The organism is Thermodesulfobacterium geofontis OPF15 (assembly GCF_000215975.1).
Lineage (GTDB): Bacteria > Desulfobacterota > Thermodesulfobacteria > Thermodesulfobacteriales > Thermodesulfobacteriaceae > Thermodesulfobacterium > Thermodesulfobacterium geofontis.
In genome coordinates this window covers 1,259,168-1,274,998 of sequence record NC_015682.1, presented here as the reverse complement: position 1 = coordinate 1,274,998, position 15,831 = coordinate 1,259,168, and the positions used below count along the sequence as shown (strand labels likewise).

Sequence of the window (15,831 nt, the reverse complement as noted above, 5' to 3'; positions counted from 1 at the left end):
TTTTATTCAAAGGAGAAATTATAAAATAAATATGCCTAAAAGAACGGATATAAAAAGAATTTTGATCATTGGTTCTGGTCCTATAATAATTGGACAAGCTTGTGAATTTGATTATTCTGGTAGTCAAGCTTGTAAGGCTCTTAAAGAAGAAGGATATGAAATTGTTTTAGTTAATTCTAATCCTGCAACTATAATGACTGATCCAGAAATGGCAGATAGAACTTATATAGAACCTCTAACTCCTGAGACTTTAGAGTATATAATAAAGGAAGAACGTCCCGATGCCTTGCTTCCAACCTTAGGTGGCCAGACAGGGCTTAATATAGCATTTGCCTTAGCTAAAAAAGGTGTTCTTGAAAAATATAAAGTGGAACTTATAGGAGCTAAAGCCGAAGCTATTGAAAAAGCAGAAAGTAGAGAGCTTTTCAAAAAAGCTATGGAAAATATAGGTTTAAAGGTACCTAAAAGTGCAATTGTACATTCAGTTTCTCAAGCAGAAAAAGTTGTTAAAGAAATTGGATTTCCTGTAATAATTAGGCCAAGTTTTACCCTTGGTGGAACAGGGGGAGGAGTAGCTTATAATATTGAAGAATTAAGAGATATTGTAGAGATGGGTCTTGAAATGTCTTTAATACATCAAGTAATGCTTGAAGAATCAGTTATTGGATGGAAAGAATTTGAACTTGAGGTAATGAGAGATTTTAAGGATAATGTAGTAATTATTTGCTCTATTGAAAATTTTGATCCTATGGGAGTTCATACAGGAGATTCTATTACAGTTGCACCTGCCCAAACCCTTTCAGATAAAGAATATCAAAGAATGAGAACCGCTGCACAAGCTATAATTAGAGAGATTGGTGTTGAAACAGGAGGATCAAATATTCAATTTGCAATTAATCCTAAAAATGGAGATATGGTAGTTATAGAAATGAATCCAAGAGTTTCTCGTTCTTCTGCTCTTGCAAGTAAAGCTACTGGTTATCCTATTGCTAAAATAGCAGCTAAATTAGCTGTAGGTTATACCTTAGATGAATTGCCAAATGATATTACTAAAGAGACTAAAGCAGCCTTTGAACCAACTATAGATTATGTAGTAGTAAAAATTCCCAGATTTACTTTTGAAAAATTTCCAGAGTGTCCAGATGAAATAACTACTTCTATGAGATCAGTTGGTGAAACAATGGCTATAGGTAGAACTTTTAAAGAAGCTTTACAGAAAGCTATTAGAGGATTAGAAATTGGTAGATTTGGATTTGGAGCTGATGGCAAGTCTCCTTCAGATCAAGGAATTATTTTACCAAAGGATTTGATTAGAGAAAAACTTGTGCGTCCCAATAGTCAAAGGTTATTTTATATAAAAGAAGCTTTTAAAGCAGGATTTACTATTGAAGAAATTTATAACTTAACTTACATTGATCCTTGGTTTTTATATCATTTAAAAGAAATTTTTGATAAAAGTGAAGCTTTAAAGGGTAAATCTTTAAAAGAAATTAGTGAAGAGGAAATGAGGGAACTAAAACAAATGGGTTTTTCTGATTATCAAATAGCTTTTTTAACAGGAACAACCGAATTTGAAGTTAGGGAATATAGAAAATCCTTAGGAATAAAGCCTACTTTTAAATTAATAGATACTTGTGCTGCAGAATTTGAGGCATATACACCTTATTATTATTCTTCTTGGGAAGTAGAAAATGAATCAAGGGTTTCAAAAAATAGAAAAATTTTGATAATTGGTGGAGGACCAAATAGAATAGGGCAGGGGATTGAATTTGATTATTGCTGTGTGCATGCTTCTTTAGCATTAAAAGAACGTGGTATAGAGTCTATTATGGTAAATTCAAATCCTGAAACTGTCTCAACTGATTATGACATTTCAACAAGACTTTATTTTGAACCCTTAACTTTAGAACATATACTAAACATTTGTGAAGAAGAAAATCCTGAGGGAGTAATAGTTCAATTTGGAGGGCAAACTCCTTTAAATTTAGCTGTCCCTCTTTATAAAGCTGGAGTAAAGATTCTCGGGACTTCTCCTGAAAATATAGATAGAGCTGAAGATAGAGAAAAATTTGACAAACTTTTAGAAAAACTTGGACTTAAAAGACCAAAAGCAGGGACCGCTTATAGTGTTGATGAAGCTATCAAGGTAGCGCAAAAAATAGGTTATCCATTACTTGTTCGTCCCTCTTATGTACTTGGTGGTAGAGCAATGAGAATTGTTTATACAGAAGAAGAACTTAAAAGCTTTATAGAAACTGCAGTTAAAGTTAATCCTGAATATCCAATTTTAATAGATAAGTTTTTAGAAGATGCTATAGAAATTGATGTTGATGCTATATCAGATGGAGAAATAGTTGTAGTAGCAGGTATAATGGAACATATTGAAGAAGCAGGAATTCATTCGGGAGATTCAGCATGTATTTTACCTCCCTTACATATTCCTCCTAAATTAATAGATGAAATAAAAGAAGCAACTACACTTTTAGCTAAAGAATTGGAAGTTAAAGGACTTATTAATGTACAATATGCTATAAAAAATAATGAACTTTATGTTTTAGAAGTAAATCCAAGAGCCTCAAGAACTATCCCCTTTGTTTCTAAAGCTATAGGGGTTCCTCTTGCAAAGCTTGCTACCTGGATAATGATAGGAGAAAGGTTGAAAGATATAGGATTTACAAAAGAAGTTATACCACCTTATTATTCAGTAAAAGAAGTGGTTTTCCCTTTTAAGAGATTTCCTCAAGTTGATGTAATGTTAGGACCCGAAATGAAATCTACGGGTGAGGTAATGGGTATAGATTGGGACCCTGCTTTGGCCTATGCTAAGGCTCAATTAGCTGCAGGAATGAAATTACCAACCGAGGGAAAGGTCTTTATTTCTATTAAAGACGAAGATAAACCTTTAGTAGTTCCTATTGCTAAAACTTTAGAAGACCTTGGTTTTAAATTAATTGCTACTAAAGGGACTGCTCAGTTTTTAAAATCTTTTGGAATAGAAGTAACAGAGGTTCCTAAAATTTCTGAACATATAAGACCTAATATATTAGATTTATTAAAAAATAAAGAAATAGCCTTAGCTATTAATACTGCTAAAGGTAAAGAAAGCAAAGATGATGCCTATCTTATAAGAAGATATACTATGGAATTGGATATACCATATGCTACTACTCTTTCTTGTGCAAAAGCTATGGTAGAAAGTATTAAAACATTAAAAGTAAAATCCTTTTCTTTCACTCCCCTACAAAAATATTATACCTATTTGGATTATAAATTCTATAAATTCTATAAAATATAAAAAATTTCTCCAGAAAAAATTTCTAAAATTTCTTCTGAAGAAGTATCTCTTATTAAAAGGGTGCCTTTTTCTGTAATATCAAAAGCTTTTCCTATGGCTAAAATTTCTTCTTCATCGAGATCATGGGTGTAAATTATACATCTTCCTATTGTATCTGAAAATAATTTAAAATCTTCTACTATTAGATTAGTTAAATTTTCTTCTTCAAGTTTTTTTCTTTCATAAAACCTTAAAAAGCCAAAGTAATATCTTAACCAATAAAGAATATTTTCTAAAACTTGAAAAATGGATATTTCTTTGCCTAATATTTCTTTAAAACTTATTGCAGGAAGATTTGATGGTAAGGCATTATTAACATTAAGTCCTATACCAGCAATATACCAATGGTCAAATTTTTCAATTAATACTCCTCCAATTTTTTTCCCATTAAAGTGAAGATCATTAATCCATTTAATTTTAGCTTCATTTATACCAAAATAATTTGCACACCTACACATAGCCAAACCGAAAATCAGAGAAATAAGAGATGAGTGCTCTATTAAAAATTCATCATAAATGCTAATTGCCATCCAGAGCCCACCTTTTGGAGCAAACCATTTTCTATCAAATCTACCTTTAGCTTCGGATAAAAAATCGGCTTTAACAATTCTTCCGTTAGCTTTTTCTGGTAAAAAATAAATTAACTCTTTAGCAAATTCCATTGCTCTGGGGAGACTTTTAAAATGCCAAATTTCTTGACCTATTTCTGGAAAGTATATAGAGTAATCCAATTTTAAGAATTAGGCCATTCTTCTTTTATTCTTTCTATAATTTTTTGCAAATATGGAAGGTTTTCTTCTAAACAAAAACCAATTAAAGGTTGATCCCTTTCCACTAATTGGAAAGGTGTGAAATAAATGTGATATAATACAAAATTCCCCTCTTCTGGAAAATAAATAGGAGTTTCTCTTTTCATGAAAGCCATAGTTAAAATTTCTTCTCCCTTTTTAACTTTAACTTTTCCTAATCCCTGTTTTTCAAGTTTTGAAGCAAGGGAAGGGCTTAAAATATATCTTGCTGTTTCAGGAGCTTTTATAATATAAAGGGTTGAGAGTAAAATTTCTGAAATAATTTCTTCTTGAGAAAGAGGATGTTTTATTTCTAAAACTACTTCTTCAGCTTCTACAAATTTATCTAAAAGATCTATTCTTAATTTTTGAACCACTCCACTTATTTTAGCCCTAATAATTTTTTGATTTCTTTCTCTTTCTAAAATAAAAAGTGGAGTACCTGGTTTTTCAAGCCATTTACCAGAAGGTCCCTTAACTAAATCCCCTTCTTTAACTTTAAATTCTCTTATATATCCTGTATGAGGAGTTAATACTGGATAAATTTTATATGGATTAACTTTAAACTTTTGTAACATTAAGTTTAATTTTTGATGCTCTATTTCCATAATTTTTTACCTATAATAAAGATTTTTCCCTCCCATAGTTAATAAAGCTTTAAATAAATTTTTCCTAAGTTCTCTTCTATCCCAAATTCCTTGAATATGTCCCCTTTTTAAAGCATTTTCTGCACTATGATAATCAGGAGCAACGTCTTGACCTGTTGTTTCTCTTATTACCCTTGGTCCTGCAAAGCCTAATCTGGTAGATTTAAGAGCAAATTGATAAGGTGCTGAACCTAAGAAACTTGCTACTGGTCCGGCATAGGAATTATTATCGTATATCACTATATATAAACCACCTGCATCAACATAATCTCTTACAGCCATTGTACATCTTGGCATTTGAATTAATCCCAGAGTTCCTTCATGTATCCTTATTCCACCTGTGGTGTGAACAAGAGCTAAAAAAGGACGACGTGTTATTTTAGCAAGTTCGATAGCTCTTATAAACTTTTCTCCTTCAGCAACTCCCACAGTACCTTGTCTAAAATCTCCTATTAACATAACTGCAACTAAAGAAATCCCTCCAATTTTTGCTTCAAAAGATAAAAGGGCAGATTTTAAATTTGTTTTTTCTCTTGCTTCTTTCAATTTTTCTGCATAACCTTCATATCCTAAAGGATTCCCTGAAGCTATATCATCATTAAAAGTTTTTACACTATTTTTATCAAAAATATTATTTAGGTACCATTTATATTCTAATGGAAAATGATATCCACAATTAGGGCAGACTCCACAAAATTCTCCATACAGATCAGGGACCCACAAATCAGGACATCCGTATTTCTCAGCTTCCGGACAAGTTACAGTTTTATCCTCTAAAGCCAAAGGACTTGTATAAGGAGTAATTTCTTCTTCAATTAAAATAGGCGTAGGCAATTTAGTTTTAATTTTCTTACCTACTATAAGATTGTAAACTGTTTTTACAGGATCTGAAACTGGCTTTAAAAGTAAAGAAGATTCACTGCTTAATTCATCAAAGAATTTTTTGAAAGTTTTATGACTAGGTTTAAGAATTCTGTATTTAATTTCGTTTTTAAATTTTAAGCTAAAAGTGTGTCCTAAATCAAAAAAAGTTTTAAATACACTTTTTGGTTCACAAACTGCCCATTGACTCATTTTTCTATATTTTTTATATCTATTTTCTATCAAAATCTCTATTTCATCTTCATCTAAATCCCAATTAACAAAAAACTTAAATTCTTCTGTATCTTGTTTTGAAAGAGCATATTTTCTCAAAATTTTTAAACTTCTTGTTTGTAAAATAACTTCGTCAGTCGCCTTTATTAATTCAAATCTCAGTTTTTTAAAAAATTCATAATCTTTCCTTCTTGCTCCAAGTGGAGGTTCAGGAATAATTTTATCTATGACTCCAAATTCTAAATTATCTTTAGCAGTTAATTTTAAAGCTTTGGCACATTTTTCTACCAATTCCCTTGGTGGTCTACCATCTTTTATTTTAGCTTCAATAGCTGCAGCTCCTTCAGGACTAATAACTGAATAATATCCCTTTTCAGCCATTAATCTTTTATCAGCAAGTCCTATAGCTTCTGCACCTCCTGAACCACCCTCAGAAATAAAAGCTACAGTAGGGACTCTAAGTTTTGCCATATAATATAAGTTTCTTGCAATCTGTTGAGCTGAACCAGGATAATCTTCAATAGGATAAGCTCCGGGAGTAAAAATAAAAAAATGTATTGGTATCCCTTCTGTTTCTGCCATTTTCATATAACGAAGAGCTTTTTCATTCCCCCAGGGCTTTGCACTACCACCTTGACGAAAATCTTCTCCATGTCCTTTCTCATGCCCAATAACCATTACTTGATGAAAATAAAGTTCATTTCCTACCTTTCTAACTATAGTTGCTTTGGCACATACTACAGCAGGATCTATATTTAATTCCCCTTCTCCTCCCAATTCTATATAAGAATCGTAAACATTTTCCAAAATATCTTGAAGAGTAAATCTTTGAGGATGCCTTGCAATTTTAACAATTTCATATGGAGTAAGAGTCTTTTCTCCCTCATCAATTATAAATTTGAGCCTATTTTCCACTTGAACAATAAAATTTTCTATAAATTTCTCATCATATTGATAAAAATCTTCATAAACTTTTGATATATCCTCAATCAGAGAAGAAATATTAAAAAAGTTTTCACCTTTTATATCTTTTATATAAATAGCTGTGTCTAACAGGTCTTTAATTTTTCTGTGCCATTCAATTTTCATAAGCTTTTAAGTTTCTAAAAATTTATAAAGGAATTCTAATTTTTCTTTCAAAAATTCTATATTAGTAATTAGCTTATCTCCCTTTGGGGTATACCCTTCTATTATTACATCATCTAAAAATTCAAAGCTTCTTTTTTTTGCCTCTTCAAAAGTTTCTCCATAAATTATGGCTAAAGCTAAATTAGGATCAAATTGAGTAGGAATGGTATAAGGTTTATCTTGAGGAACATGTGTTCTCACAGTAAGCCAAGGTTTTGGAGTCCAAGAAAATTTAGTAATAGTTCCACTAAGAGGTAAAAATCCTCTTTTTACATCTTCGGCAATTAATCTTAATTCAATACTTACACCTTTAAAATGAATATCCTCTTGAGAGTATCCTAATTTTTCTCCAAAAGCAACTCTTATTTGTTCTTTTATTAAATTTATTTGCTTATTTTTAACAAAGGAAATTTTAGCAGAAATTTCATTCTCTACTTGAATTCTTGTATTTACTTCCATAAGATAGTAATTTCCTTCTGGAGTGATTAACCATTCCCAAGTTCCTACACTATCGTAATTAAAATATTTAGCTAATTCTAAGGAATACTTAATTATTTTCTTTTCTACTTCTTTATAATCAAAAGCATAAGAAGCATTCTCATTAAAACCTGGAGCAATTTCTATTCTCTTTTGCTTGTGAATGCTTTGAATGGTACAATTTCTTGTCCCAAAATGAACATATTCTCCGTGTTTACTTCCAAGGATTTGGACTTCTACATGTTGTATGGATGGAATTTTTACTTCTATGATAATTCCTTCGTCTCCAAAAAATCTTTTAGCGTAAGCTCTTATTTTTCTAAAAGTAGGGCGTAATTCTTCCAAATCCTTTACCTCTGCAATTCCCATCCCACCACCGCCAGCAGCAGCTTTAATTAAAAAGGCTAAATTATAAATTCCCTCAGAATTCAAACTCTCATAAAGTTCTTCAGCTTTTAATTCTGCTTCAAATTCGTTATAAATAGGCTCTGTAGTTCCAGGAATAACGGGTATACCTAAATTTTTGGCTACTTTTTTTAAAAAAAGCTTGTTTCCAAGATCTTTTATAGCCTCCCAAGAAGGACCTATAAAAATTAAAGGACGCTCTCTTTTAACTACCCTTCTTGCAAATCTATAGTTTTCAGAAAGAAAACCATATCCAGGATGAATTGCTGTACATTTAGCTTCGTCAGCTACCGCTAAAAGATCATTCATATCTCTGTAATCTGAAATTCTATATTTTTTATCTGCGAATCTAACATGAAGAGAATCTTGATCTTCTTTAGTATAAACTGCTACATAATCTATACCTAAGTCTTTACAAGCTTCCATTATTCTTAATGCAATTTCACCTCTATTTGCTATAAGGACTCTTTCTTTCATAAAATTAATTTTCAAATGGATTTTTTAAAATAAGACAATTTTCTCTTTCTGGACCAGTAGAAATTAGATAGAAGGGTATTCCTAAATATTCTTCTATAGTTTTTATATAGTTTTTTGTTTCTTTGGGGAGATCTTCAAATTTTTTGATATTTTTGATATCTTTTTTCCACCCAGGTAATTCTTCATATATAGGTTTTAGTTTAGCTATTTCTATTAAACTTGAAGGTAAATAGTCAATTATTTCCCCTTCATATTCATAGGCTATACATATTTTTAATTTCTCAAATTCTGATAACACGTCAAGTTTAGTGAGAGCAAGGGCTTTGATACTATTTAATCTTATTGCTGTTTTTACTAAAACAAGGTCTAACCATCCACATCTTCTCGGTCTTCCGGTAGTAGAACCAAATTCAAATCCTCTGTTTCTTAAACGTTCTCCTAATTCATCTTTTAATTCTGTTGGGAAGGGTCCTTCTCCAACTCTGGTAGTATAAGCCTTTACTACCCCTAAAACCATATCTATTTCTAATGGACCGATCCCGGCTCCACAACATGCATTTCCAGCTAAGGTATTTGAAGAAGTTACATAAGGATAAGTTCCGTGATCTATATCTAAAAATGTACCCTGGGCTCCCTCAAACAAAATTTTTTTATTTTCTCTTTTTGCTTCCCAAAGGACTTTAGAAACATCTGTAAGGTAGGGTTTTAAATATTCTCCATATTTTATATATTTTTCATATACTTCTTCAAAATTTATAGGTTCAACGTCGAAGTATTTTAAAATAAAGTTTTTTTCTTCTAAAATAGTTTTTAATTTTTCTTTAAAAAATTCTGGATAAGTTAGGTCTATTAGCCTAAAACCCTTTCTTGCAACCTTATCTTCATAACAGGGGCCTATTCCTCTACCAGTAGTTCCTATTTTATTCTTTTTGGCTTTTTTTTCTCTTGCTAAATCAAGAGCTTTATGATAGGGCATTATAGTATGAGCTTTTTCACTTATAAGAAGTTTGCCAGGACCTATTTTAAATCCCTCTTTTTCGAGCTTTTCTATTTCTTGAATTAAAACTTCTGGATCAACTACCACGCCATTTCCTATTACACAAGTAGTCTGAGGCCACAAAATTCCTGAGGGAATTAAATGGAAAATATATTTTTTTTGATTTATAACTATAGTATGTCCAGCATTATTTCCACCTTGGAAACGTACCACTAAATCTGCTCTTTCTGTAAGAACATCTATTATTTTACCTTTTCCTTCGTCTCCCCATTGTGTGCCCACAATAACTAATGCAGACATTCTCAAAAACCTCCTACAGCTCCAGAGTGGTATTATAACACAAGTTTTAAGATTACAAAGATATTTAATTAATCCTTTTTATTTTTGCTACAAAAAATCCTACTGCTTGAATTTCATGAGTATAATAACGTTTAGATAATTTTAATGAAGGATGATAGGGTTTCCCTTCCCATTCAGTGATACCCGGATGAAAGGGTAGGGGAGATTCCCAATCAAGTAGTTCTGCCTGCCTTTTTCTAAGTAAATAATCAACCACTTCTTCATTTTCTTTAGGATTAATAGTACAAGTACTATAAACTATTATTCCTCCAGGTTCAACTAAATCAAAAGCTCTAACAAGTAACCCCTTTTGAATAGAGGGTAAATTTGCTTTGCCACTTCCTTTTTGATATAAAATTTCTCCTTCTAACCCCACTCTATATCTTCCTTCCCCTGTACAAGGGGCATCAACTAAAATTTTATTAAAAGGTATACCAAAAGGAAAATGTTCCCCTCTGTATCTTGTAGTAATAGTGCAGGTTATTCCCAGCCTTTTTATATTTGCTACAAGAGCTGTTAATCTATCAATCCTTTTATCATTAGAAACAACAATTGCCTTATCTTCTGTCATCATAGCTATAAGACCTGTTTTACCTCCAGGGGCTGCACACATATCTAAAATTAAATCTCCTGGTTTAGGATCAAGAGCAATTACAGGTAAACTGCTTGAGAGAGTCATAGAATGAATAAGTCCTAAGCTATATTCTTCTAAATTTCCTAAAGATATTTCTTCATTATTTAGAACTCTATAAAAATAGGGAATTTCTTCTATTTTTTCAAAATTAACCCCCTTCTTTCTAAGTATCTCTAACAAATACTCCTGATCCTCTTTAGTTGGAACTTTAAGAGTATTTATTCTAAAATATTGAGGAATAGGGAATTTTAAAGAAAAAAGAAAATTTTCATAATTAGGGATTAAATTTTCGTATTTACTAAAATATTCTTCATAATTAAAAGTCCTTTTTTTGAGGTTCACTACTTTAAATTTAATATTTCTTTAATTATTTTTATAGCTTTTTCTTCTATAATTCCTTCAATTTTTACAATTTTATTTCTGGAAGTTTTTCCTTTTAAAATTTTAATCTCCTTTTTAGGGATTTTAAAAATATTACCCAAAAACTCACATAAACTTTCATTAGCTTTGTTCTTTTCTGGTTGCGCCTTTAAAGAAATTTCTAAAAAATTGGGTTCTTTAAATTGAAGAAGTTTATCTTTTGATGATCCTGGTTTTACTTTTATTTCTAAAAGCATTTAAAATATCATTAAATTTATTAAAAGACGGTGTAAAAGATTTTGAACAATAAATATAATAAAAATAACAATAACAGGGCTTATATCAATTCCTCCGATTGGAGGAATTATTTTGCGTATAGGAGCTAAAACTGGTTCTGTAACCTTATAAAGAAATCTAACCAAAGGATGGTAAGGATAAGGGGTTATCCAAGAAATTATAGCTCGCGCTATTATTATCCATATATAAATGGATAATAATAAGTCTATTAATTGAATAAATGAACTTAGAAGAATTTTCATTTTTTAAGTATTAAAAGATTTTCCCTTATTTTCGTAAGCTTCAATAATTTTTTGTACTATAGGATGCCTTACTACATCATTTTTAGTGAAGTAGACAAAAGTAATTCCTGGTATACCTTCCAATATTTCTATAGCTTCAAGAAGTCCTGATTTTTTAGGATCTGGAAGATCTATCTGAGTTATATCTCCTGTAATTACAGCTTTTGAATTTTGTCCTAAACGGGTAAGAAACATTTTCATCTGTTCTGAAGTTGTATTCTGAGCTTCATCAAGAATAATAAAAGCTTCATTTAAAGTTCTTCCCCTCATAAAGGCAAGAGGAGCTATTTCTATAGCACCCTTTTGGAAAAGTCTAACTACTTTATCAAAAGAAAGCATATCATAGAGCGCATCATAAAGGGGTCTTAAATAGGGATTTACTTTTTCTGTAATATCTCCTGGTAAGAATCCTAATTTTTCTCCAGCTTCAACAGCAGGTCTTACTAAAATTATTCTGTTTATCTCACCTTTCATAAGAAATGAAACAGCCATAGCTACAGCAAGATAAGTCTTTCCTGTTCCGGCAGGTCCTATTCCAAAAACTATCTCAGATTTTCTTATAGCTTCTATATATTTTTTTTGAGTTACTCCCTTAGGAGTTATTACTTTTCTTCCTGAGGTTACAAATATTGTATCCAAAAATATATCTTTTAAATTAGCCTTAGGGTTTTCTAAAATAATTTTTGATGCATATTCTACATCTGAAGGATAAAGATTATAACCTGATTTAATGAGAAAATATAATTCCTCTATAGTTTTCTCTGCAAGTTCAGAATCTATAGGTTCTCCTGTAATGAAAACATGATTCCCCTTTAAGGTGAGTTGGACTCTAAAAATATTTTCCAATATTTTAAAATGAGCCCCTCTTTCTCCATAAAGAGAGCGCAAAATAGGGTATTCTTCAAATACAAGTTCTTTAGTAATAACTTCCTCTTTTACGTTTTCTAAATTCATCTAAAGCTTCACCTCTTTACTAAATTATTTAATTTTAGAGTTATTTAAATAATAATTGAATTTAGAATAATTTCAAGAGATTCTTTAATTTCTTCTATTTTAAAAATTTGACAAAAGATAACTTGGGTATTAAAATACTCAAGCTAAATCTGATAATCAATCTTTGGAGGTGAAATAAAATGATTAAAAAAGAAAAAAGTTTCATTATGGAACAACAAGATAAAAAATTAAGAGAACAGCTTTCCAAAATAAAACATAAAATACTTGTTATGTCTGGGAAAGGTGGGGTAGGGAAAAGCACTGTAGCAGTAAATATAGCAGTAGGTTTGTCTTTACAGGATTTTATGGTAGGACTTTTAGATGTGGATTTACACGGTCCTAATGTTCCTAAAATGCTTGGTGCAAGAGATTTGAAACTTTCAAGAAGACCTGATGGAAGATTAGGTGCAATTAAATATTCTCCTAATTTAAAGTTTCTTTCTATTGAGCCTTTGTTACCTTCTGAAGATACAGCTATTATCTGGAGAGGACCTATTAAGCATTCTGCTATAAGGCAGTTTATAGGAGATATAGACTGGGGAGAACTGGATTATTTAGTAATTGATTCACCTCCTGGAACAGGTGATGAACCTTTAACAGTCGCAAAAACTATACCTGATGCCTATGCTCTTATAGTAACAACCCCTCAAGAAGTATCTTTAATAGATGTTAAAAAAGCAATAAGATTTTGTCAAAAAATAAAATTAAGAATTCTCGGTATAGTTGAAAATATGAGTGGTTTTATTTGCCCTCATTGCGGGAAACCAGTTGATATTTTTAAAAAGGGTGGGGGACAAAAATTAGCTGATGAATTAGGAATTAGATTTTTAGGTAGAATTCCTGTAGACCCACGTATAGTAGATACTGGAGATGCGGGTAAACCATTAATAGCAGCTTATCCGGAAAGTGTAACTGCTAAAGCTTTTGAAGAATTGGTTAGAAATATAATTGTTGCTACGGAAGAGATGAAAAAAGATATTTTAGAAGAAAAATTTATGAGGATAGCTATTCCTATAAGCACACCCTCTAAAATTGAAACTGATCCAGAAAAATTTGAACTTTTTGCCCTTTATGATGTAGAAAATAATAAAATTTTAGTAAAGGATGTAGTAAAAAAAGCAGAAAATCAAGGACTAATTGATTTTTTAAAAGAACAGGTAGTTACCCATGTCCTTCTTTTTGATCCTCCAAAGGAATTAGCAGATTATCTCTCTCAAAATGAAATAAAAGTTTTGGTTACAGATACTTCAACTGAAACCCCAGATAGCTTAATTGAAGAGTATTTAAAAGAAAAACAACTTCATTAATTAAAAAGTACTTAAAATTGGAGATTTATTATTTTACCTATACAGGGACTTCAAAAGAGATAGCAGATCATTTAGGCAAGAAATTTAAAATAAAACCAAGAGAAATAAAAACCTATAAATTACCTTATTTTATTTGGCTTATCCTTTCTTTTATCCCTTATTTACCTTTCAAAGCAAAATTTGAACCTCCTTCAAGTGATACGATAATTCTTTGCTTTCCTAAATGGACTTTTAATTGCCCACCTGTAACCTATTTTCTAAAAAAGCTTAAAAATAAGCATTTTAAAACCCTTGTTATGATAATAAGTTATAGGGGCTGGGGAGAAAAATTTTATTATTGGTTATATTATAAAATTACCTCAAAAATAGCTCAAGAAATTAAAATAATCTTTATTAAGAAAAAACTTTGGGATTCAGGATTTTATAAAGAAATTAAAATTTAATACTTTTAAAATTTATTTAGTAAAGTTATTGATTTTTAAAATTTATGATTTATTTTTAATTTAAAAACACTTAGGAGGTTTGAAATGGCTAAAATTTTAACTATTGATGAGGAACTTTGTATAGGATGTGGAACTTGTGTAGAAATATGTCCTGAAGTTTTTGAGCTTAATGAATCAATTGAGAAAGCACAAGTAAAAAATCAAGATGCCTGTTCTCAATGTAATTGTGAAGAAGCTATAAATAGTTGTCCTGTAGGAGCAATCTCTTGGAAGGAAGAATAAAAATTTTAGACTTTAAGACCTAATTTTTCCATTATCAGTTCTTGAACCTTTCGAAAGTCTATCTTTCCGCTCCCCATTTTAGGAAGGTCTTCCATTACTACAAAGTGTTTTGGAATAGCTAAATTAGGAAGAACCTTAGCAAGTTGTTTTAAAATTGCTTTTTCATCTATTTTTTGGCTTACTACAGCAACAATTTTAGCTCCTTTTACTTCGTCAGGTATTTCCACTACGCAACATTCTACATTCTTAGGCAAAACCTTTTCTAACTCGTCTTCCACCTTTACTAAAGAAATCATCTCTCCACCTATTTTGACAAACCTCTTAAGTCTTCCTACATGCCATAAATACCCATCTTCGTCTAAATATCCCATATCTCCTGTATCATACCATCCGTGTCTTATCCTCATAGATGTTTCTTCTAAGTCGTTAAAATAACCTTTCATAACATTGGGACCCCTTACTAATATCCTTCCTATCTCATTAGGACCACATTTTTCTCCTGTTTCATAGTTTTCTATCATTACTTCAAGATTGGGAAGTGGTTTTCCTACACTTCCAGGTTTGTAAGCATCGGGCATATTAACGGAAATGACAGGAGAAGTTTCTGTAGTTCCATAACCTTCTAAAAGAAGTTTTTTATGTTTTTCCCAAAAGGTATCTCTAAGGGGTTGAGGACATTTATCTGCACCACTTATCATAAGCCTTAAGCTGTCAAAGGTACCTGGTTCTGATTTTTTAAGGTATCCCCACCAAAAACTGGGAGTAGCTGCCATAAGTGTAGGTTTTTCTCCTTTGACAATCTGACATATTTTTTGGTAATCAAGCGGTGTTGGATAGGTAATTAAGGTCATACCATGATAAAGAGGGGTCCAGAGATTTACTGTAAGTCCAAACACATGAAAATAAGGTAAAATAGACATGATGACATCTTTTTCAGTAAGTTTAGCCATTTGGCTAAAGCCTTCTATATTGCTAAGAATGTTTTTATGACTTAATTCTACTGCTTTAGGATCCTTCTCAGTTCCACTGGTAAACAAAATAACTGCTGTTTTTTCAGGATCTCCATCAACACCACAATAGCTCATCAAAAACTTTAAGGGGAGTTTTGAGATAAAAGAAGCTATAACTTTCTCTTTTAGGTCTATCTCTTCTATCCAATTTTCTACAAATTCCATGTTTTCTAATATTGGGCAATTTACCCTTTCAAGCAATTTTTGAGAAGTAATCACAGTACGAAAATTGCACTTTTCTCTGGCATATTTTAGGTTATATTCAGCTCCAGTAGAATAGTTAAGCATCACAGGAATTTTTTCTGCCATAAGAGTTCCTATAACGGTAAAAATAGCCACAGCAGAGTTTGGAAGCATAATCCCTATTAACCGCTCTCTAAACCTTTTTATTTTTCGAGAAAAAATAAGGCTTGCAATTAAAGTTTGCTGGTAGGTAAATCTTTTTTCAATCAGCTTATCTACAATAGCTATTTTATTAGAATAGGTTTTAGCAGTATAAATAAATTTTTCATGAAGTTGCATCTTTCTTAACCTTAT

At 31.1% G+C, this 15,831-nt stretch carries 14 protein-coding genes; 4 read left to right on the top strand and 10 right to left on the bottom strand.

Features of this window, described 5'->3' with window-relative positions; all coding sequences use genetic code 11:
• The first annotated feature begins 31 nt into the window (after window positions 1–31).
• Window positions 32–3,295: a carbamoyl-phosphate synthase large subunit gene (carB, locus tag TOPB45_RS06590; protein ID WP_013910055.1), complete on the top strand. Its 3,264-nt coding sequence runs from the start codon at window positions 32–34 to the stop codon at window positions 3,293–3,295.
• Here the strand turns inward: carB and TOPB45_RS06585 are convergent.
• The 9 genes from TOPB45_RS06585 to TOPB45_RS06545 form a co-directional block, all read right to left on the bottom strand.
• Window positions 3,283–4,065, bottom strand: a complete 783-nt coding sequence (locus tag TOPB45_RS06585; protein WP_013910054.1) for a biotin--[acetyl-CoA-carboxylase] ligase — start codon at window positions 4,063–4,065, stop codon at window positions 3,283–3,285. The genes carB and TOPB45_RS06585 overlap by 13 nt on opposite strands.
• Window positions 4,066–4,067: 2 nt before the next feature.
• Window positions 4,068–4,730, bottom strand: coding sequence for a hypothetical protein (locus TOPB45_RS06580; RefSeq protein WP_013910053.1), 663 nt, complete (start codon window positions 4,728–4,730; stop codon window positions 4,068–4,070).
• Window positions 4,731–4,736: 6 nt separating this feature from the next.
• Window positions 4,737–6,953, bottom strand: a complete 2,217-nt coding sequence (locus TOPB45_RS06575) for an acetyl-CoA carboxylase carboxyl transferase subunit alpha/beta (protein WP_013910052.1) — start codon at window positions 6,951–6,953, stop codon at window positions 4,737–4,739.
• A 6-nt stretch (window positions 6,954–6,959) separates the two neighbouring features.
• Window positions 6,960–8,351, bottom strand: coding sequence for a biotin carboxylase N-terminal domain-containing protein (locus TOPB45_RS06570; RefSeq protein WP_013910051.1), 1,392 nt, complete (start codon window positions 8,349–8,351; stop codon window positions 6,960–6,962).
• A 4-nt stretch (window positions 8,352–8,355) separates the two neighbouring features.
• On the bottom strand, window positions 8,356–9,648 hold the full coding sequence (locus TOPB45_RS06565) for an adenylosuccinate synthase (protein ID WP_013910050.1): 1,293 nt from the start codon (window positions 9,646–9,648) through the stop codon (window positions 8,356–8,358).
• A gap of 64 nt (window positions 9,649–9,712) precedes the next feature.
• On the bottom strand, window positions 9,713–10,663 hold the full coding sequence (locus tag TOPB45_RS06560) for an NOL1/NOP2/sun family putative RNA methylase (RefSeq protein ID WP_013910049.1): 951 nt from the start codon (window positions 10,661–10,663) through the stop codon (window positions 9,713–9,715).
• A complete protein-coding gene (locus TOPB45_RS06555; RefSeq protein ID WP_013910048.1) occupies window positions 10,663–10,938 on the bottom strand; it encodes a DUF167 domain-containing protein in 276 nt (91 codons plus the stop codon). The genes TOPB45_RS06560 and TOPB45_RS06555 overlap by 1 nt, the downstream gene beginning before the upstream one ends.
• Window positions 10,939–11,220 (bottom strand): YggT family protein, encoded by a 282-nt coding sequence (locus TOPB45_RS06550; protein ID WP_013910047.1) that lies wholly within the window; start codon window positions 11,218–11,220, stop codon window positions 10,939–10,941.
• Between the two features lie 3 nt (window positions 11,221–11,223).
• Complete coding sequence (locus TOPB45_RS06545; protein ID WP_013910046.1) at window positions 11,224–12,213, bottom strand: PhoH family protein; 990 nt, start codon at window positions 12,211–12,213, stop codon at window positions 11,224–11,226.
• Window positions 12,214–12,392: 179 nt separating this feature from the next.
• Here TOPB45_RS06545 and TOPB45_RS06540 point away from each other — a divergent pair, with 179 nt between their 5' ends.
• The 3 genes from TOPB45_RS06540 to TOPB45_RS06530 all read left to right on the top strand — a co-directional run bounded on the left by TOPB45_RS06540 (window position 12,393) and on the right by TOPB45_RS06530 (window position 14,284).
• A complete protein-coding gene (locus TOPB45_RS06540; RefSeq protein WP_013910045.1) occupies window positions 12,393–13,559 on the top strand; it encodes a P-loop NTPase in 1,167 nt (388 codons plus the stop codon).
• 17 nt (window positions 13,560–13,576) lie between these two features.
• Window positions 13,577–14,002 carry a hypothetical protein gene (locus TOPB45_RS06535; RefSeq protein ID WP_013910044.1) on the top strand — a complete coding sequence of 142 codons (426 nt, stop codon included), beginning with the start codon at window positions 13,577–13,579 and terminating at the stop codon, window positions 14,000–14,002.
• 84 nt (window positions 14,003–14,086) lie between these two features.
• Window positions 14,087–14,284 carry a ferredoxin gene (locus TOPB45_RS06530; protein ID WP_013910043.1) on the top strand — a complete coding sequence of 66 codons (198 nt, stop codon included), beginning with the start codon at window positions 14,087–14,089 and terminating at the stop codon, window positions 14,282–14,284.
• 5 nt (window positions 14,285–14,289) lie between these two features.
• Here TOPB45_RS06530 and TOPB45_RS06525 read toward each other — a convergent pair whose 3' ends face one another.
• A complete protein-coding gene (locus TOPB45_RS06525) occupies window positions 14,290–15,816 on the bottom strand; it encodes an AMP-binding protein (protein ID WP_013910042.1) in 1,527 nt (508 codons plus the stop codon).
• Window positions 15,817–15,831: the final 15 nt, after the last annotated feature.